The sequence below is a fragment of the Micromonospora sp. NPDC051141 genome, from assembly GCF_044455765.1.
GTDB lineage: Bacteria > Actinomycetota > Actinomycetes > Mycobacteriales > Micromonosporaceae > Micromonospora.
Map to the genome: position 1 here is coordinate 1 of NZ_JBITFD010000010.1, position 18,420 is coordinate 18,420.

The 18,420-nt window shown below is 74.6% G+C and carries 17 protein-coding genes and 1 pseudogene; 7 read left to right on the top strand and 11 right to left on the bottom strand.

Going from position 1 to position 18,420, the window contains the following annotated elements:
- Positions 1-427: 427 nt before the first annotated feature.
- The 8 genes and pseudogenes from ACIA6B_RS19425 to rimP all read right to left on the bottom strand — a co-directional run bounded on the left by ACIA6B_RS19425 (position 428) and on the right by rimP (position 8,976).
- Positions 428-1,468: a bifunctional oligoribonuclease/PAP phosphatase NrnA gene (locus ACIA6B_RS19425; protein ID WP_396775465.1), complete on the bottom strand. Its 1,041-nt coding sequence runs from the start codon at positions 1,466-1,468 to the stop codon at positions 428-430.
- A gap of 35 nt (positions 1,469-1,503) precedes the next feature.
- A complete protein-coding gene (gene rbfA, locus ACIA6B_RS19430) occupies positions 1,504-2,010 on the bottom strand; it encodes a 30S ribosome-binding factor RbfA (RefSeq protein ID WP_396775080.1) in 507 nt (168 codons plus the stop codon).
- A 260-nt stretch (positions 2,011-2,270) separates the two neighbouring features.
- On the bottom strand, positions 2,271-2,564 hold the full coding sequence (locus tag ACIA6B_RS19435; protein WP_107156020.1) for a DUF503 domain-containing protein: 294 nt from the start codon (positions 2,562-2,564) through the stop codon (positions 2,271-2,273).
- A gap of 128 nt (positions 2,565-2,692) precedes the next feature.
- Positions 2,693-3,736 carry a TRM11 family SAM-dependent methyltransferase gene (locus ACIA6B_RS19440; RefSeq protein WP_396775082.1) on the bottom strand — a complete coding sequence of 348 codons (1,044 nt, stop codon included), beginning with the start codon at positions 3,734-3,736 and terminating at the stop codon, positions 2,693-2,695.
- An 80-nt stretch (positions 3,737-3,816) separates the two neighbouring features.
- Positions 3,817-6,831: a translation initiation factor IF-2 gene (gene infB, locus ACIA6B_RS19445; protein WP_396775083.1), complete on the bottom strand. Its 3,015-nt coding sequence runs from the start codon at positions 6,829-6,831 to the stop codon at positions 3,817-3,819.
- Positions 6,832-6,924: 93 nt separating this feature from the next.
- A pseudogene (locus ACIA6B_RS19450) lies at positions 6,925-7,261 on the bottom strand (YlxR family protein).
- Between the two features lie 15 nt (positions 7,262-7,276).
- The gene (gene nusA, locus ACIA6B_RS19455; RefSeq protein WP_396775085.1) at positions 7,277-8,320 is read right to left on the bottom strand and encodes a transcription termination factor NusA; all 1,044 of its coding nucleotides are present in this window, start codon (positions 8,318-8,320) and stop codon (positions 7,277-7,279) included.
- Entirely contained in the window at positions 8,317-8,976 is a 660-nt protein-coding gene (rimP, locus tag ACIA6B_RS19460; RefSeq protein WP_396775087.1) for a ribosome maturation factor RimP, read from the bottom strand. Before rimP ends, nusA begins: the two co-directional genes overlap by 4 nt.
- Before the next feature lie 264 nt (positions 8,977-9,240).
- Between rimP and ACIA6B_RS19465 the strand changes: the two genes are divergently transcribed.
- The 6 genes from ACIA6B_RS19465 (at position 9,241) to ACIA6B_RS19490 (ending at position 14,988) form a co-directional block, all read left to right on the top strand.
- Positions 9,241-9,705, top strand: a complete 465-nt coding sequence (locus ACIA6B_RS19465; protein WP_396775467.1) for a hypothetical protein — start codon at positions 9,241-9,243, stop codon at positions 9,703-9,705.
- Between the two features lie 206 nt (positions 9,706-9,911).
- Positions 9,912-10,382, top strand: coding sequence for a ferritin-like domain-containing protein (locus tag ACIA6B_RS19470; protein WP_396775469.1), 471 nt, complete (start codon positions 9,912-9,914; stop codon positions 10,380-10,382).
- Positions 10,383-10,451: 69 nt separating this feature from the next.
- Positions 10,452-11,033: a PadR family transcriptional regulator gene (locus tag ACIA6B_RS19475; RefSeq protein WP_281935567.1), complete on the top strand. Its 582-nt coding sequence runs from the start codon at positions 10,452-10,454 to the stop codon at positions 11,031-11,033.
- A gap of 23 nt (positions 11,034-11,056) precedes the next feature.
- Entirely contained in the window at positions 11,057-11,779 is a 723-nt protein-coding gene (locus ACIA6B_RS19480; RefSeq protein WP_396775089.1) for an ABC transporter ATP-binding protein, read from the top strand.
- Entirely contained in the window at positions 11,776-14,454 is a 2,679-nt protein-coding gene (locus ACIA6B_RS19485) for an FtsX-like permease family protein (protein ID WP_396775090.1), read from the top strand. Before ACIA6B_RS19480 ends, ACIA6B_RS19485 begins: the two co-directional genes overlap by 4 nt.
- Positions 14,455-14,520: 66 nt before the next feature.
- A complete protein-coding gene (locus ACIA6B_RS19490) occupies positions 14,521-14,988 on the top strand; it encodes a nitroreductase family deazaflavin-dependent oxidoreductase (RefSeq protein WP_396775092.1) in 468 nt (155 codons plus the stop codon).
- Between the two features lie 149 nt (positions 14,989-15,137).
- Here ACIA6B_RS19490 and ACIA6B_RS19495 read toward each other — a convergent pair whose 3' ends face one another.
- Both ACIA6B_RS19495 and map read right to left on the bottom strand, forming a co-directional pair.
- Positions 15,138-15,851 carry a VIT1/CCC1 transporter family protein gene (locus ACIA6B_RS19495; RefSeq protein WP_396775094.1) on the bottom strand — a complete coding sequence of 238 codons (714 nt, stop codon included), beginning with the start codon at positions 15,849-15,851 and terminating at the stop codon, positions 15,138-15,140.
- Complete coding sequence (gene map, locus ACIA6B_RS19500) at positions 15,848-16,705, bottom strand: type I methionyl aminopeptidase (protein ID WP_396775096.1); 858 nt, start codon at positions 16,703-16,705, stop codon at positions 15,848-15,850. Before map ends, ACIA6B_RS19495 begins: the two co-directional genes overlap by 4 nt.
- Before the next feature lie 93 nt (positions 16,706-16,798).
- Here map and ACIA6B_RS19505 point away from each other — a divergent pair, with 93 nt between their 5' ends.
- Complete coding sequence (locus tag ACIA6B_RS19505) at positions 16,799-17,113, top strand: STAS domain-containing protein (RefSeq protein WP_396775098.1); 315 nt, start codon at positions 16,799-16,801, stop codon at positions 17,111-17,113.
- A gap of 1 nt (position 17,114) precedes the next feature.
- On the opposite strand, the gene ACIA6B_RS19510 is transcribed toward ACIA6B_RS19505, so the two are convergent.
- Positions 17,115-18,341, bottom strand: coding sequence for an aromatic acid exporter family protein (locus tag ACIA6B_RS19510; RefSeq protein ID WP_396775100.1), 1,227 nt, complete (start codon positions 18,339-18,341; stop codon positions 17,115-17,117).
- Positions 18,342-18,420 lie beyond the last annotated feature (79 nt).

The window sequence follows — 18,420 nt, forward strand, 5'->3', positions numbered from 1 at the left end:
GGTCAACGCACCCGGGGGGTGCGGGCACCGTCAGGCGCACAAGACAAGTTCTGGCTGCTCGCGGGGCGGGGGCCTCAATCGCGGCGCCGGAAGTGAGTGCAACGACCGGAGACCCACCGTCATTCCCGGGCGGGGGCCGGCGGCGGGGGCCGCTTACCTTCCTCGGCCGTGCACCGGGATACAACGCCGCCACCCCGTCGACGATTCCGCCGCCAGCGTGCCGCCCACCACCCCGAAACCGGACATCCCACCCCACGCGGGAGCGCCCCGACACCCCGGCCGCCGATCTTGCAGATACGGACCGCCCAATCGGTGCGAAACCGACGTTCCAGGGGCAGCAAACGCAAGATCGACGCAGGGAAGGTCGGGGGCGGGGTGGGGCGGGGCGGGGTGGGGCGGGACCGGGCGGGGCGGCGGGACGGAGTGGTCAGGCGGGTGGGGCGGTCAGCACGGCGGGGGTGAGTGCGGCGCGGATGCTGCCGATCACGACGTCGAGCGGGCCACGACCGGTGAAACCGGCCGCGAAGCGGTGTCCGCCGCCGCCCAAGCCGACCGCCACCCGACTCACGTCCACCGCGCCCTTGCTGCGCATCGAGACCGCCCACTCGTCGTCCCCGGACTGCTTCAGCACGCAGCTCACGTCCGCCTCGGCGGTGCAGCGGACCGAGTCGATGAGCGCCTCCAACACGTACGCCGGCTGGTCGTGGCGGACCAGGTCGTCGTGGGTGGCGTACGTCCAGACCAGGCCGTGCCCGTCGGCGGCGGCGGGTTCCAACGTGGCCCGGCCGAGCACCTCGCCGAAGAGGCGGACGGCGCCGAACGGGCGGGTGTCGAAGACCCGCCGGGAGATGTCGCCGGGGCGGATGCCGGTGGCCAGCAGGCGCGCGGCCATCTCGTGCACGGCCGGCGTGGTCGCCTCGAACCGGAACGAGCCGGTGTCGGTGGTCAGTGCCACGTAGAGGCCGGTCGCCGTGGCCGCGTCCAGCGGAACGCCGAGCCGGTCCAGCAGCCCCAGCGCCACCACGGAGGTGGCCGCCGCATGCGGGTCCACCAGGTTGACGTCACCGAAGCCGGTGTTCGAGGCATGGTGGTCCAGCACCAGCGACGTGCCCGCCCCGTCCAGCCGGTCGGCCAGGTCGCCGAGCCGGGACGCGCTCGCCGCGTCGAAGCAGATCACCAGGTCCGGTGCCGGATCCGCGTCGTCCTGCGGCACCAGCAGCTCGACGCCGGGCAGCCAGCGGAACGGCTCCGGCACACCGGCCGGCCCGGGGAACGTCGCCTGGAGGTGGCGTACCCCGAGTCGGCGCAGGCCCAACGCGAAGCCGAGCATGCTGCCGAGCGCGTCCCCGTCCGGGTTGACGTGGCAGATCAGCAGCACCCGCGCGTCCGGGTGGAGGCCCCGCACCGCCGCGACGGCGGCAGACCAGTCGGCGTCGGTGGGACCGGCGGGGGCCGGCGCGCCGCTCACGGCGGTGACCGGCCCGCCGCCCGGGACGGCCTCGGTCACCGGCGGTCGCCGCCGCGCGGCGCGTCGCCCGCCGGGGAGCCACCCTCGGCGTCGGCGTCGTCGTCACCCTCCGCGTCGGCGTCGTCCTCCTCGACGCGGTACGGCTGGGCGTCGCCCGCGTACGCGGCATTGGCGGCCAGCCGCTGCACCTCAGCGTCGGCGGAGCGGGCGGCGGTGAGCAGGTCGTCGATGTGCTTGACCTGGTTCTGCACGTCGTCGAGCACGAAGGTGAGCGTCGGCGAGTGCCGCAGGCCGAGTGCCTTGCCGACGGTGCTGCGCAGCATGCCCTTGGCGCTCTCCAGCGCGGCGGCGGTGCTCGCCTGGGCCGCCGCGTCGCCGAGCACGGTGTAGAAGACGGTGGCGTCGCGCAGGTCGGCGGTGATCCGGGCGTCGGTAATCGTGATCATGCCGAGCCGGGGATCCTTGATCTGGCTCCGCACCACCGACGCGACCAGTTCGCGGATGCGCTCCGCGTGCCGGCGTACCTTGGCCGGATCCGACATGTCCCCCACCTCCAGATCACTGTCACCTCCGGCTCCGGATCGCGTCGCGACCGGGAGCCGCCGGCCGGAAACGGACAGCGCCGGGCGCCGCCGGGTCCGACCGCCCAACGTCGAAGAACATTACCCGCGCCCCGCCGGGCGACGCGCGGCGCGGCCGGGCCGCCGCCGTACGCCACGCGGGGCGGGCCGCCGCCGAACGCCACGCGGGCCGGGGCGGGCCGCCGAACGCCACGCGGGCTGGGGCCGCCACGCGGGCCGGGTCAGTCGTCCGCGCCGTGCAGACGGCGGCGCACCGACAGCAGTTCGGTCTCCGGGCGGGCGGCGACCATCCGCTCGCAGGAGTCGAGCACCTCGCGGACGTGGGCCGGCTCGGCGGCCACCACGGCCACCCCGATCTCGGCCCGGCCGTGCAGGTCGAGCGCGCCGACCTCGGCGACCGAGACCTCGAACTTGCGCAGCGCGGCGACGATCGGCCGGACGTAGGACCGCTTGGCCTTCAGGGACCGGGAGTCACCCGGCAGCAACAGGTCGAACAGCGCGGTTCCGGTATACACGGCGAGCAACGGTACGCGCCGGGACGCCGCCGGTCATCCGGATAAGACGTGACCACCGCCGGTCACCTGGATAAGACGTGACCACCGCCGGTCACCCGGATGAGACGTGACCGCCGCCGGTCCCCCGGTCATGGCGCGACCGCGACCAGCACGTCCCGCTCGATGGCCTGGTCGACCCGGTGGACCAGGTCACGCCAGCCGGGCCCGTCGACGACGCGCAGGCCGGCGTCGGTCAGCACCGCCTCGGCCGCGGCGCGCGGCGCCACGTGGGTGTTCCAGGACAGCCCCAGCGCGCCGCCCGGCCGCAGCAGCTCCCGCCACACCGGCACGGCGGCGGTGAGCAGCTCCAGCGGGCTGCGGGACAGGCCCTGGCCGGTGCGGCTGCCGTGCGCCACCCCGTACGGGGCGTCGGTGACGAGCACGTCGGCGCAGCGGGGACGGAGCACCTCGCGGGCCCGGGTGGTGTCGGTGTTCAGCACGACGATCCGCTGGGTGGCGCCGGCCCGGTGCGCGTCCTTCGACGGCGAGAGCACCGCCTCGAAGCGGCGGGCGACCAGCTTGCGGTCCCGGCGCACCGACGTGGTCTCCGCCGTGTGCTTGAGCCGCTTACGGCGCAGCCAGGTACGCAGGAACGCCGCGTACGCCTCCACGTCCTGGCTGTCGCGTTCGATGCCGATGCCGTCGTGGCCGTACATCAGCGCCTGGTTGAGCGTGGTGCCCCGGCCGCAGAGCGGGTCCAGCACCACCAGCCCGCCGTCGAGCATCCGGGGCGCGGCGGCGGAGGCGAGCAGCGTGACGTTGAGCAGCAGCCGGGTGAACTGCTCGTTGGTCTTGCCGGCGTACTTCGGGATGGTGATCAGGTCCGAGTCGTACCGGGCCAGCGGGTGCAGCGGCACTGGCCGGAGCAGGTCGTCGCCGACCCGCTCGAAGAGCGCGTACGCCGCCGACAGGTTCGCCAGGTGGGCCAGGTCCCGTGCGCCGAGGCCGGGTGCGGGCGCGGTGAACGTCAGGTACTCCACTCCGCCGAGGCGGGTGACCTCCGCGTCGGACGGCGGCGCGTCGAGCACGCCCGAGCCGGCGAACACGGCCAGTTCGGCGCGGGCCAGCCGGGCCGCCGCGTCGGCGTAGACGCGGTTGGCAGAGGGGGCGAGAAGCAGTGCGTACCCGATCACGCCGGAGATTGTCTCAGCCTGCGGAAACGGCGACGGCCGGGGCCCGAAGGCCCCGGCCGTCGACCGGTCGTGCACACCACTCAGGCGCGCGGCTTCTCCCGCATCTCGAAGGTCTCGATGATGTCGCCGACCTGGACGTTGTTGTAACCGCCCAGCGTCAGACCACACTCGAAGCCTTCGCGGACCTCGGTCGCGTCGTCCTTGAACCGCTTCAGCGAGCTGATCGTGAGGTTGTCCGCCACGACCGACCCGTCCCGCAGCAGCCGCGCCTTGGCGTTGCGGCGGATGAGGCCGGACCGGACGATACAGCCGGAGATGTTGCCGATCTTGGACGAGCGGAAGACGTCGCGGATCTCCGCGGTGCCCAGCTCGACCTCCTCGTACTCCGGCTTGAGCAGCCCCTTGAGCGCGGCGTCGATCTCCTCGATGGCCTGGTAGATGACCGTGTAGTACCGGATCTCCACGCCCTCGCGGTCGGCGATCTCGCGGACCTTGTTGGCGGCCCGCACGTTGAAGCCGATGATCGTGACCGCCTCGGACGAGGCGCTCGCGAGCATGACGTCGCTCTCGGTGATCGCGCCCACGCCCCGGTGGATGATCCGAAGCTGGACCTCCTCGGGGATGTCGAGGTTGAACAGCGCGTCCTCGAGCGCCTCCACGGAACCGGAGACGTCGCCCTTGAGCACCAGGTTGAGCGAGGTCTTCTCGCCCTCCTTGAGCTGCTCCATGAGCGTCTCGAGGGTGGCCCGGCCACGGGAGTTGGCGAACGACGCCGCCCGCCGCCGTGCCTGCCGCTGCTCGGCGATCTGCCGCACGGTGCGGTCGTCCTCGGCGGCCAGGAAGGTGTCACCCGCACCCGGCACCGTGGTCAGACCCAACACCATGACCGGACGCGCCGGCCCGGCCGTGTCGACCGGCTTGCCGTTCTCGTCCAGCATGGCCCGCACCCGGCCGTGCGCCCCACCGGCGACGATGGAGTCACCCGCCCGCAGCGTGCCCTTCTGCACCAGCACGGTCGCCACCGCGCCGCGGCCCTTGTCCAGGTGCGCCTCGATGGCCACACCCTGCGCCGGCCCGTCGATCGGAGCGGTCAGCTCCAGCGACGCGTCGGCGGTCAGCAGGACGGCCTCGAGCAGTTCCTCGATGCCGATGCCCGGCTTGGCGGCCACGTTGACGAACATGGTGTCGCCGCCGTACTCCTCGGCGACCAGGCCGTACTCGGTCAGCTGCTGGCGGACCTTGTCCGGGTTCGCCTCCGGCTTGTCGACCTTGTTGACCGCGACCACGATCGGCACGTCCGCCGCCTTGGCGTGGTTGAGCGCCTCGATGGTCTGCGGCATCACGCCGTCGTCGGCCGCCACCACCAGGATCACGATGTCCGTCACCTGGGCGCCACGGGCACGCATGGCGGTGAACGCCTCGTGACCCGGGGTGTCGATGAAGGTCACCGCGCGGTCCTCGCCCTCGTGCGGGACGTGGACCTGGTAGGCGCCGATGTGCTGGGTGATGCCACCCGCCTCGCCGGCCACGACGTTCGCCTTGCGGATCGCGTCGAGCAGCTTGGTCTTACCGTGGTCGACGTGACCCATGACGGTCACCACCGGCGCACGGCTGACCAGGCGGTCCGCCGCGACCTCGGCGTCGAGGTCGATGTTGAACTGCGCGAGCAGCTCGCGGTCCTCGTCCTCCGGGCTGACGATCTGCACGTCGAAGCCGAGGTGCTCACCCAGCAGCAGCAGGGTCTCGTCGGAACAGGACTGGGTCGCGGTCACCATCTCGCCCAGGTTGAACATCTCCTGGACCAGCGAACCCGGGTTGGCGTTGATCTTGTCGGCGAAGTCCGACAGCGAGGCGCCACGGGACAACCGGACGACCTGACCCTGACCGCGGGGCGCACCCGAGGACATGGTCGGGGCCGACAGGTTGTCGAACTCCTGTCTGCGCTGCTTCTTGGACTTGCGACCGCGGGTCGGCCGACCGCCGGGACGCCCGAAGGCACCCGCCGCGCCACCGCCACGGCCGCGACCGCCGCCACCCGGACGGCCACCGCCGCCACCGGGACGGAAACCGCCACCGGGCGCGCCGCCACCGCCGCCGGCGCCACCGCCGGGACCGCCACGGAAGCCACCGCCACCGCCGCCGCCACCGGGGCCACCGCGGTAGCCACCGCCACCGCCGCCGCCACCGGGACCGCCGCGGAAGCCACCGCCACCGCCGCCGGGACGGCCCGCGCCGCCGCCGGGGCCGCCACGACCGCCACCGGGACCGCCGGGGCGACCGGTGGTCGGACGCTGGCTCGGCATGGACGCCGGGCTCGGCCGCGGCGGCATGGACGCCGGGCTGGGCCGCGGCGGCATGCCGGCCGGGCTGGGACGGGGACCGCCCGCACCGGCGGCCGGGGGACGCTGCTGGCCGCCCTGGATGCCGAACGGGTTGTTGCCGGCGCCACGCGCCGGCGGGCGACCGCCCGGCCGGGCACCGGGGCCCTGACCCTGGCCCTGACCCGGACCGCCGGGACGCGCGGCCGGGGAACCCGGACGCGGCGGCATGGCGTTCGGGCCGGGACGCGGGCCGGGACGGGGACCGCCCTCGGCCGGGGGCTCCCGGCGGGGGGTCTCTCGCTGCTGCTGGCGGGCGGCCTGGGCGGCCTTGACCGCGGCCTCCTGCTCAGCCTTCAGCGCGGCGGCGCGTGCCTCCGCGGCCGCCACTTCGATGTCGTGCGCGCTCGCCGGCTTGGCGACCGGGGTCGCCGGCTGCGGCGGGCCGGGGACCGGGCCCTTGGGCCGCGGTCCAGGGGTCGGCGCGGCCGGCCGCCGGGGCGGCATCGGACGGGCCGAGACCCGGGGGGCACCCGGGGTCGGGGTGGGCGTGGGGGTCGGTGCCGGGCCGCTGGACGCGGCAGCCGGCGGGGCGGCGGGCGCCGGCGAACCGGCGGACGCCACGAACGCGTTCCGCAGCCGTCGGGCGACAGGCGCCTCGACGGTGCTGGAGGCGGACTTCACGAACTCGCCCATCTCCTTGAGCTTGGCGAGAACGGTCTTGCTTTCGACCCCGAGCTCCTTGGCAAGCTCGTGTACGCGGGCCTTTCCTGCCACTGCACTCCTCACTCCGAGGTCGTGCGGGCAGCACCCGCAGCGACCTCACTCGTGCACTTGAAGCCTGGTCATTTCTGCGACTTCATCGTGTGCTCATGTCGGTCGTCCTACCTTGCTAGCGACCCGCGACCGGTCGGGTTTGACCGCTCGTCGGGGGTTGCGCGTCGACGTGCTCGGCAAGCGCGCCGTGGTCGGGGACCCCGGCGACGCGCAGTGCCCGCCCGAAGGCGCGGCGCCGCACCGCCTGTGCGAAGCAGGCCGGATTGGGGTGCATGTTCGCTCCCCGACCCGGCAGTCTGCGGGCCGGATCGGGCCGGAGACTGGTCTGACCAGCCTCGTCACCGACCGCGACGACCCGCAACAACTCGCTGGCCGGCGCTCGTTTCCGGCAGCCCACACAGGTGCGCTCCGGCAGCTCGCGTCGTGCCACTGAGAAAGTCTACCCCTAGCTGCTCGAGATCGCGCCGCCCGGCTCCGGTACCTGATCGGCTCCGCTGCGGCCGGCGGCGCCGGAGGACTCCGCGTCGGAGCGGATGTCGATGCGCCAACCGGTCAGCCGGGCCGCCAGGCGGGCGTTCTGCCCTTCCCGGCCGATCGCGAGCGAGAGCTGGAAATCCGGCACGGTGACCCGGGCGGCACGGCTGGCCAGGTCGACCACCTCGACCCGCAGGGCCTTGGCCGGCGACAGCGCGTTGCCGACAAAGGTGGCCGGGTCGTCCGACCAGTCGATGATGTCGATCTTCTCGCCGTGCAGCTCGCTCATCACCGCGCGGACCCGCTGCCCCATCGGGCCGATGCAGGCGCCCTTGGCGTTCACGCCGGGCGTGGTGGAGCGTACGGCGATCTTGGTGCGGTGACCTGCCTCACGTGCGATCGCGCCGATCTCCACCGTGCCGTCGGCGATCTCCGGCACCTCCAGCGCGAAGAGCTTCTTCACCAGCGCCGGGTGCGACCGGGACAACGTGATCTGCGGCCCGCGCATGCCCTTGGCGACGTGCACGACGATGCAGCGGATCCGCTCGCCGTGCTGCGGGTCCTCCCCCGGCACCTGCTCGGACTGCGGCAGCACGCCCTCCAGCTTGCCCAGGTCGACGCTGATGATGCCCTTCTCCTTGCGGGCCTCGTGCGCCTGCACCACGCCGGTGACCAGGTCACCGTCGCGGCCCGCGTACTCGCCGAAGTGCACCTCGTCGGTGGCCTCCCGCAGCCGCTGGAGGATCACCTGCTTGGCGGTCATGGCGGCGATCCGGCCGAAGTCGTGCGGGGTGTCGTCCCACTCCCGGGTGACCGTGCCGTCGTCGTCCATCTCCTGCGCGTAGACCGAGGCGGCCCCGCTCTTACGGTCGATCTCCACCCGGGCGTGCGGCTCGGCGCCGTCGGTGTGCCGGTACGCGGTCAGCAGCGCGGTCTCGATCGCCGCGAGGATCGTGTCGAACGGGATCTCCCGCTCGCGCTCCAGGGCGCGCAGCGCCGCGAGGTCGATGTTCACCTCTCCTCGTCCTCCAGATCTTCGTCGTCGGTGTCGGTGTCGGTGTCGTCGTCGAGGTCGGCGTCGGCCAGGTCGTCCAGGCGGGAGAACTCCACCTGGACCCGGCCGGGCCCGAGCTCGGCGTACGGATGGGCGGCGGAGCCGGCGTCGGTCTCCAGCGTCACGCGCTCGTCGTCGGCGGCCGTGACCCGGCCGGTGAGCTGCCGGTCCCCGGCGTCGCCGCGGACGGTGACCTTGACCAGCCGGCCGACGTTGCGCCGCCAGTGTCGGGGCAGGGTGAGCGGGCGGTCCACGCCCGGCGAGCTGACCTCGAGCTGGTACTCGCCGGCGACGATGTCGCCACCGGCCTCCTCGGCGGCGTCCAGCGCGGTGGAGACGGCCCGGGAGACGTCCGCGACGGCGTCCAGGTTGATCCCGCCGTCGGCGTCCACGATCACCCGGACCACGTGCCGGCGTCCGGCCCGCGAGACGGAGAGATCCTCCAGGTCGTAGCCGGCGGCGGTGACCACCGGCTCGATCACCTCGCGCAGCCGGGCCCGGCGGGCGGCGAGGTCGCCACGGGGTGCGCCGCCCCGCTCCGGACCGCGGGGGCCGTCGGACCGGCGGGGCCGCCCGGCGGGCCCGGACGACCGGGTGGCACGGCCACGCTGCGTCATTCCGCGCACCTCTCTGCTGTTGCCACGGCCCCTCGGGGCCGGGTTCGTCCGGGCCGGCGTGCGCGGTCGACCCGCAATGCCGGCACGCCACCGGGGCGTTCGCGCCCGGTGGCTGCGCAGAGCGTAACGCCTGGGCCGGGTGGCGGCCCGGGCGGCGCACCGAGGAGGCTGCCCCACGGGGTGGCGGGGATGGTGTTGACTTGTCCGGTGGGGACCGGCAGAACACCATCCGACCAGGGCGGAGCGGGGCATTCCCGGCGTCGCCTGCTGCGTGCCGGCGCGCTCGTGGCGCTCGGTGGCGCGGCCGTGCCGCTGACTGGTTGTGATCCTTTCGACCGCGACGACGAGCCACCGCCGCCGGACGCGCTGGAGCCGCTGGCGGCCGAGGCGCTCGCGTTGGAGGCACGGCACCGGGCCGCCGCCGCGACCGCGCCGACGCTGGCCGCGCGGCTCACCCCGATCGCCGACGCGCACCGGGCACACGCCGACGAGTTGCGCCGGGTGATCGGCCGGCCGGCGCCCTCGGGGACGACGCCCACCGGCCCGACCGGCCCGGCGTCCGGGACACCGGCCGGCGCTCCGGACGCCCTGCTCGCCGAGCTGCGCCGGGCCGAGCAGCGGGGCCACGCGAACGCCGCCAAGGCCGGCGCGACCGCGCCCGCCGACCGGGCGGCGCTGCTCGGCTCGATCGCCGCGGCCCGGGCCACCCACGTGGAGGCGCTGGCATGAGCGAACGCACCGAGCAACGCGAGGGCCGTGAGCGCATGCCCGACCAGCACCGCATGAGCGAACGCACCGAGCGCAGCGAGGGCCGTGAGCGCATGCCCAGCCAGCACCGCATGAGCGAACGCACCGAGCAACGCGAGGGCCGTGAGCGCATGCCCAGCCAGCACCGCATCAGCGAACGCACCGAGCGCAGCGAGGGCCGTGTGGCCATGCCCGCCGGGTACCGCGTGGACCCGAGCAACGGACCGGGCAACGGCCCGGCCCGGGCGCTCGGTGACGCGCTCGCCGCCGAGTACGCGGCGGTCTGGGCGTACGGGGTGATCGGCGTGCACCTCACCGACGCGGCCCGCTCGGCCGCCCGTGCCGCCGAGGCGGCGCACCGGGCCCGCCGGGACGCGCTGCTGCTCCAGCTCGCCGAGGGGGCCGGGCAGGTGCCGGCGGACCGGGCCGGCTACGCGTTGCCCTACCCGGTGACCGACCGGACGACCGCGCTCAAACTGGCCGTGGAGGTCGAGGAACGGACGGCCGGTCACTGGCGGGCCGCGCTGCCGCACACCACCGGCGCGGACCGGAACACGGCACTCGCCGCGCTCACCGACTGCGCGCTGCGGGCCACCCGCTGGCGGCGTACGGCGGGGGTGAGCCCGGTCACCGTGCCGTTCCCGGGTCGACCGGCCTGAGCGCGACGGTGGTCACCGGGTGGAGCCTTCCGGTTGCGGCGCGCATACCAGGTATGCATACTCCAGGCCATGTCCATCCGCCACGGCCTGCTCGCCCTCCTCGAACGTGGCCAGATGTACGGCTACCAGTTGCGTGCCGCGTTCGAGGAGTCGACCGGCTCGACGTGGCCGCTCAACATCGGGCAGGTCTACACCACGCTGGCCCGACTGGAACGTGACGGTCTGGTGCGCCCGCTGCCGGAGAACGAGAGCGGGCAGCGGCCGTACGAGATCACCGACGCCGGGCGGGCCGACCTGGCGCTCTGGTTCGCCACGCCGATCAGCCGGGCCGACCGGCCCCGGGACGAACTGTCGATCAAGCTGGCGCTGGCGCTGACCACACCCGGGGTGGACGTCCGGGCGGTGGTGCAGACCCAGCGCAGCGCCACCATGCGCGCGTTGCAGGAGTTCACCCGGTTGAAGTACACCAGCGACAAGCCGGAGGATCTGCCCTGGCGGCTGGTGCTGGACGCGATGATCTTCCAGGCCGAGGCCGAGGTGCGGTGGCTCGACCACTGCGAGACCAGCCTGGTCCGCCACCGCCCGACGGCGGGCCGGCCGGTCGCCCACCCCGAGGCGGTGGACCGGGCCGGTGACGAGGCCCGCCGGTGACGGGACACGGGAGGCCCGCGACGATGAGCGGAGTGCTCGAACTACGCGACGTGCACCGGACGCACGGCGCGGGCGAGGCCGCCGTGCACGCGCTGCGCGGCGTCAGCCTCACCGTGGCGGCCGGCGAGCTGGTGGCGGTGATGGGCCCCTCCGGGTCCGGCAAGTCCACCCTGCTGGCGCTGGCCGGTGGGCTGGACCGGCCCTCCGGCGGTGAGGTGCTGGTCGAGGGCGAGGCGCTCGGCGGCCTGCCGGCCCGCGAGTTGGCCCGCCTGCGCCGCCGCCGGATCGGTTACGTCTTCCAGAACCTCAACCTGCTGGGCAGCCTGACCGCGGTGGAGAACGTGGCGCTGCCCCTGGAGCTGGACGGCACCGGGGTGCGGGCGGCCCGCCGGCTGGCCCTGGCCGCGCTGCGCGAGGTCGACGTCGCGGGGCAGGCGGACCGCTTCCCCGACCAGATGTCCGGCGGTCAGCAGCAGCGGGTGGCGATCGCCCGGGCCCTGGTCGGCGAGCGCCGGCTGGTCCTCGCCGACGAGCCGACCGGCGCGCTGGACTCGCAGGCCGGCGAGGCGGTGCTGCACCTGCTGCGCCGCCGGGTGGACGACGGCGCGGCCGGGGTGCTGGTCACCCACGAGGCCCGGCACGCCGGCTGGGCGGACCGGGTGGTCTTCCTCCGCGACGGGGTGCTCGTCGACTCGACCGCGCCGCTGGTCGGCATCGAGCACCTGCTCAGCGGCAGCGAACGGTGAGCCCCGGCCGGCTCGCCGCGGCCCGGGGGTCGTGGCGCACCGCGCTGCGGATCGCCCGCCGGGAGGCCCGCCGCTCCCGCCGCCGCACCCTGCTGGTGCTGGTGATGATCGCGCTGCCGGTGCTGGGACTCAGCTTCGCCGCGGTGAGCTACGACATGTCCGAGCTGACCCGCTCGGAACAGCTCGACCGCCGGCTCGGCGCGGCCGACGCCGAGCTGCGCTGGAACAACCTGACCCCCGTGACGCAGGACCGGTGGGGCGACAACTCCTGGCCGGTCGAGGGCGACCCGGTGCCCCGGACCCGCCCGGTCACCGCCGACGAGCTGCGGGCGCTCCTGCCCGCCGGCAGCCGGGTCCTCCGGGTCCGGCGGTGGATGCCGTTCGAGACGCCACTCGGCCGCCGGACGGTGTCGTTCGAGGCGCGCGCGCTCGACCTGACCGACCCGCTCGCCCGTCCGCTGGCCACGCTCCGGGCGGGCCGGGCGCCGGTGCGCCCGGACGAGATCGCGGTCAGCCCGGCCGCGCAACGCCGGCTGGACACCCGTCCCGGGGAGCCGGTACGCACCACCGACGGCACGCCGTACCGGGTGGTCGGGGTGGTCGAGTTCCCGGACAACCTGGGCGAGGTGGTGACGCTCTCCGGTGTCGCCCCGGACGGCCCGCCCACCGACGAGAGCTGGCTGGTGGACCTGCCCGGGGCGATGGACGAGGCGCTGGCCGACCGGCTGAACGCCCGCGGCATCCAGGTGTCCACCCGGTCCCCGCTGCCCGGCCGGCAGGAGTTCGACACCGGCGCGCCGGTGCCGGACGCCGAGGAGGCCGGCGTCTCGGTGCTGGTCGGCGGCCTGGGTCTGCTGGAGGTGGTGCTGCTGGTCGGGCCGGCCTTCGCGGTCGGCGTACGCCGGCGGCGGCGGGATCTCGCGCTGGTCGCGGTGGCCGGCGGGGACGCCGCCCACCTGCGCCGGATCGTGCTCGCCGACGGGGTGGTGCTCGGCGCCGGCGGGGCGGCCCTCGGGCTGCTGCTCGGCGTCGGGGCGGCGTTCGCCGGCCGGCCGCTGGTCGAGCAGTACCTGATCCACGAGCGCCTCGGCGCGTACCGCGTCTTTCCCAGCGCGCTGGCCGCGATCGCCGCGGTCGCGGTGCTGGCCGGTGTGCTGGCGGCGCTCGCGCCGGCCTGGACCGCGGCCCGGCAGGACGTGGTGGCCGGCCTGGCCGGCCGGCGCGCGGCGCCCCGGCCGCGCCGACGCTGGTTGCTGCTCGGCGCGCTGCTCACCGTCCTCGGCACCGCCCTGGCCGCGTTCGCCGCCTCCCAGACCTCGCCGACCGGGGTGCTGGCCGGCGTCACCCTCGGCGAGCTGGGGCTGGTCTTCTGCACCCCGACGCTGGTCGGGCTGCTGGCTCGGGCCGGTCGGCTGCTGCCGCTGACGCCCCGGCTCGCGTTGCGCGACGCCAGCCGCAACCGGTCGTCGGCTGCGCCGGCCATCTCGGCCGTGATGGCGGCGGTCGCCGGCAGCGTCGCGCTCGGCGTCTACGTGGCCAGCGACGACGCCCGGCAGCGGGCGGCGTGGCAACCCGGCCTGCCACCGGGGCACGCGCTGGTCCAGTTCGCCGACCGGGATGGGAACCCGCAGCCGACGCTCGCCGCCGTCACCGAACGGGTCCGGGCCGTGCTGCCCGCCGCTGGCGTGGCGGGACTCGCCATTCCCGAGTGCGCCCGGCCGGCCGCCCCGGACGACTACTGCGTCGCCCTGGCGGTGCGTCCGCCCGAGGAGCGCTGCCGGTACGAGCCGTTCGAGATGGCTCCCGCCTCGGCCCGCGACGATCCCCGCTGCCGACAGCCGTTCCGGGAACCGAACGACATCTCGCTGCCGGCCATCGTGGACGACGGTGACGTGTTGGCCGCGCTCACCGGCGCGCCGGCCGACGAGGTGGCCGCCGCGCGCCGGACGCTCGCCGCGGGTGGCGTGGTGGTCACCGACCCTCGCCAGGTGGTGGACGGACGGGTCCGGGTGGAGGTGAGCCACAGCTCCGGCGCCCCGTCGGCGGCCCGCCTGCTGCCCGGGTACCCGCTGCGCGGCGGCCTTCCGGTGGACCGGCTGGTCATCTCCCCCACCGCCGCGCGGGCGCTCGGCCTGGTGGCCGCGCCGTTGGGCTACCTGCTGGACACCACCGACCCGCCCACCGACGGGCAGCGCGAGCGGCTGGTCGACGAGCTGTCCGCGGGGGTGCCGGCGTCAGTCCAGGTGTCGACCGCCGACCCGCCGACCGACCAGCGTCCCCTGCTGCTCCTGCTGGCCGCCGCCTCCGGGGTGATCACGCTGGGCGCCGCCGCGGTCGCCACCGGCCTGGCCGCCGCCGAGGGCCGTCGGGACCTGTCCACGCTCGCGGCGGTCGGCGCCGATCCGCGGGTACGCCGGGTGCTGTCGCTCTGCCAGGCCGGGGTGATCGCGGTGCTCGGCTCGGCGCTGGGCATCGTGGCCGGGCTCGGCTCGGCCGCCGTCGTGCTGGCCTCGCTGAACCAGCGGTACGCGCAGTCCTGGCCGGTGCAGCCGCCGTACCCGATGACCGTGCCCGGTCTCACGATGGCGGTGCTGGTGGTGGTGCCGCTGGTGGCGATGCTCGGCGCGGCTCTGCTCACCCGCTCGCGCCTGCCCGTCGAACGCCGCCTCGACTGACCGCCGGCCGGCCGTCGGGGTGGCTCAGGGGGTGACGACGGCCGGTGGGCGCGGCACACTTGGCGAGTGTCCGCCCTGGGATCCCTCGCCCGCCACCTCGGTCACCAGCGGTGGTTCGCCGCCACCATGCGCGTGCTCGTCCCCGCCGACCGGCTGGTCGGCCGGTTGACGAAGGGGCGGGTGGTCGCGTTCGGTTTGGTGCCCACGCTGGTGCTGACGTCCACCGGCCGCCGCTCCGGCCGGCCCCGCAGCAACCCCCTGCTCTACGTGCCGGACGGCGACGCCTTCGTGGTGATCGGCTCCAACTGGGGGCAGCAGCACCAGCCGTCGTGGACGTTCAACCTGCTGGCCCAGCCGTCCGCCGAGGTCGACGTCCGGGGCCGCCGGATCCCGGTGCGCGCCGAGCAGGTGACCGGCGCCGACCGGGACCGGCTGTTCGACCGGCTGGCCCAGGAGTGGCCGGCCTACCGCACGTACGTCGAGCGGGCCGGTGGCCGCGAGATCAAGGTCTTCCGTCTCGTCCCCACCACCTGATCCGTCCCCACCCGCCCGCACCCCCTCCCCCGATCCGCGCTGATTCACGGAAAGCGTGGTCATGTCGCGCCCGATACCCACGCTTTCCGTGAATCAGCGCGCGGAGGTGGGGGTGGGGGGTGGGGTGGGTGGGGTGGGTGGGGTGGGTGTCAGCTGACGCCGCCGACGCCGATCAGGGTGCCGATCAGGTAGGTGGCGCCGGCCGCCAGCGCGCCGAGCAGCAACTGCCGCAGGCCGCTTGTCCACCACGAGCGGTAGGTGAACCGGGCCACGATCGCGCCGGCGACGAAGAGCCCCACCCCGCCGACGGCGAGCGCCAGCCAGAGGCTGGTGAACCCGAGCAGGTACGACAGCAACGGCACCAGCGCGCCGATCGAGAAGCAGACGAACGACGAGATCGCCGCCGCCCACGGGCTGGGCTGGTCGTCCGGGTCGACGCCCAACTCCTCCCGGACGTGCACGCGCAGCGCCTCCTCCGGGTTACGCCGGACCGCCTCGGCGACCTGGGTGGCCAACTCACGGGGCAGGCCGCGGGCCACCCAGGCGTCGGCCAGCTCACGCGCCTCCGCCTCCGGGTGCCGCTCCAGCTCACGCCGTTCCTTGGCCACCTCGGCGGCGACCTGCTCGTTGGCGGACCGGACGCTGGTGTACTCGCCCAGGCCCATCGAGATGGCGCCGGCGACCAGGCCGGCCGCGCCGGTCAGCACGACGCTGCGCGGCGACACCCCGCCACCGCCGACGCCGGCGATCAACGCGATGTTCGTGACCAGCCCGTCCATCGCGCCGAAGACGGCCGGCCGCAGCCAGCCGCCGGACACGTCCGCGTGGTGCGCCTCGCGCAGCGCCGCCGGGGTCTCGGTCACGGCAGCGTCAGGATCTCGTAGCCGTCGTCGGTCACGACGATGGTGTGCTCGAACTGCGCGGTCCACTTCCGGTCCTTCGTGACGGCCGTCCAGCCGTCGTCCCACACGTCGTACTGGTGGGTGCCGATGGTGATCATCGGCTCGATGGTGAACGTCATGCCGGGCTCCATCAGGTCGGTGGGGCGCGGGCTGTCGTAGTGCGGCACGTAGAGGCCGCTGTGGAAGGCCTCGCCGATGCCGTGACCGGTGAAGTCGCGGACCACGCCGTAGCCGAACCGCTTGGCGTACGACTCGATCACCCGGCCGACGACGTTGATCTGCCGGCCCGGCGCGACCGCCTTGATGCCGCGCATCATGGCGGTGTGGGTCCGCTCGACCAGCAGCCGGGCCTCCTCGCTCACCTCGCCCACGCAGAACGTCGCGTCGGTGTCGCCGTGCACGCCGTTGAGGAACGCCGTGACGTCGACGTTGATGATGTCGCCGTCCTGGAGCACCGTCGTGTCGGGGATGCCGTGGCAGATCACCTCGTTGAGGCTGGTGCAGCAGGACTTGGGAAAGCCCCGGTAGCCGAGCGTCGACGGGTAGGCGCCGTGGTCGCAGAGGAACTCGTGCACCACCCGGTCGATCTCGTCGGTGGTCACCCCGGGCTTGCAGTGCTCCCCGGCGAGCTGGGTGGCCCGGGCCGCGAGCCGGCCGGCCACGCGCATCTTCTCGATGGTCTCCGGTGTCTGCACGTGCGACCCGCGCCACTCCTGCGGGCGCTTCTTGCCCACGTACTCCGGGCGCGGGATGTGGGCGGGAACCGCTCGCCACGGGGAGAGCGTGCCGGGGGTCAGCGGCGCACGGACGGTCATGTCGTCAGCCTATCGCCGCCTCCGACGACGGCCTCGCCACGGCTCGGTGGGGAGGTTGTTGCCGCGCCGCAAACGCTGTGCCATTGTTGCTGCGTGGATCAAGGGGGTGCGCCGCCCGTCTTCTCCGTGACGGCGCAGGGTGACGGCGACCACCGTCATGTGCTGGTCACCGGCGAGGTCGACATGGCGACCGCCGACACCATGTTCCAGACCGCGCTGCGCGAGCCCGCCACCCGGCTCCTGCTCGACCTGCGGGCGGTCACGTTCTTCGACTCGGCCGCCATCCACGCGGTGGTCCGGCTCGCCCAGCGGTTCCCGGCCGCGCTCACCGTGCTGCCGTCGCGGCAGGTCCGGCGCGTGCTGGAGATCTCCGGCCTGGGTGAGCAGGAGTGGCTGGCCGACGCCTGACTCAGGGCTGCTCGCCCGCGCCGTGCGCGGGCGGCGGCCCCGACGCCGCCGGCGGGTGACGCGGCTCCGGTCCACCGGCGTCCCTCGTGGCGTCGGGGGCGAGGTTCCGCCGCAGTTCCTCGGCGTCCTGCTTGCTCACCCCGCTCGCCCGGATCGTGTTCACGGCGATGATGCTGATGTCGTTCGCCACGTTGACGCCGCCGATTCGCAGGTCGGCGGTGAGCGCCTCCTGGGCTCGGCGGATCGCGGTCAGCGCCGCGCGCTGCGAGCGGGACGGCCGGCCGGAGGACGGCGACCACTCCACGCCGACGTGCCGGACGGCTTCGGCCAGGTCGTCGACGGCCGCCGCGAGCGGCGCGGGGACCGGCTCGTCGCGGCGGAGCGCGGTCTCCAGGTTGAGGGCGAGGTCGCGGGTCTGTAGCAGGGACCGCATCATCAGCCCGGCCCCGTGTCGCCAGCCCTCCAGCGAGTTGTGGTTGTGCCACCGCAGGGGCGAGATGCGGACGACCTCGACGGCCGCCGACAGCGCCGTCTGCAGGTCCGAGGTGTCGACGCCGCGCAGGGTGTCGAGAGCCTGTTTGGCCACCTCGGCGTCGCGCGTGCGGGCGGCCTCCGCCAGCCGTTTCAGTTCGGTGGCGATGTGGTCGAGCAGGGGCCGGCCGGCCCGCCGGATCCGGTGGATCGGGTGCAGGGGCAGCACCACCAGGGCGACCAGGATCCCCACCACGCCGCCGACGACGCCGTCGACGAAGCGGGGCAGCGCGAGAGCCGTGTTGGCCGGTGAGAGCACGGCGATCACCATGGCGCTGCCGCCCACCTGGGTCACGAATGAGCCCTCGCCGCTCAGCAGCACGGCGAACAGGATCGACACGGCCACGATGGCGCCGATCTGCACGTGCCCCTGCCCGACCCAGGAGACGAGCAGATCACCCAGGGTGATCCCGACCGCCACCCCGGCGACCAGGAACAGCGTGCGGCGGAAGCGCTGACCCACCGAGCTGGCGATGGTGCCGACCGCGACGGCGGGCGCGAACAACGGCTGCGGATTGTCCAGCACGTCGTTGGCGATCCACCACGCGCCGGCCGCGGCCACCCCCGACTGGACGGCCACGAGCAGGCTCAGCCGGAGTCGTACCACCCGGTCGTGGGCCGTGGCGGAGCCGGTACGCCGGACCGCCGCCCAGGTCGCGCCGACCGGATCGTGGGTGCGACGCCGGGTCGTGCTCACCCGGATCCTCTTCTCATCACCGAACACGCTACGGCCTGTGTTCCGCCGAGCCCGGCGAAACGCGCTATCGACCACCGCC

Bases quoted from the DNA above. Each gene is read 5' to 3' on its own strand.
- rbfA (WP_396775080.1), bottom strand. From the start codon at position 2,010: ATGTCGGATCCGGCCAAGGTACGCCGGCACGCGGAGCGCATCCGCGAA.
- rimP (WP_396775087.1), bottom strand. From the start codon at position 8,976: ATGACGCAGCGTGGCCGTGCCACCCGGTCGTCCGGGCCCGCCGGGCGG.
- ACIA6B_RS19470 (WP_396775469.1), top strand. From the start codon at position 9,912: ATGCCCGCCGGGTACCGCGTGGACCCGAGCAACGGACCGGGCAACGGC.
- ACIA6B_RS19475 (WP_281935567.1), top strand. From the start codon at position 10,452: ATGTCCATCCGCCACGGCCTGCTCGCCCTCCTCGAACGTGGCCAGATG.
- ACIA6B_RS19480 (WP_396775089.1), top strand. From the start codon at position 11,057: ATGAGCGGAGTGCTCGAACTACGCGACGTGCACCGGACGCACGGCGCG.
- map (WP_396775096.1), bottom strand. From the start codon at position 16,705: ATGACCGTCCGTGCGCCGCTGACCCCCGGCACGCTCTCCCCGTGGCGA.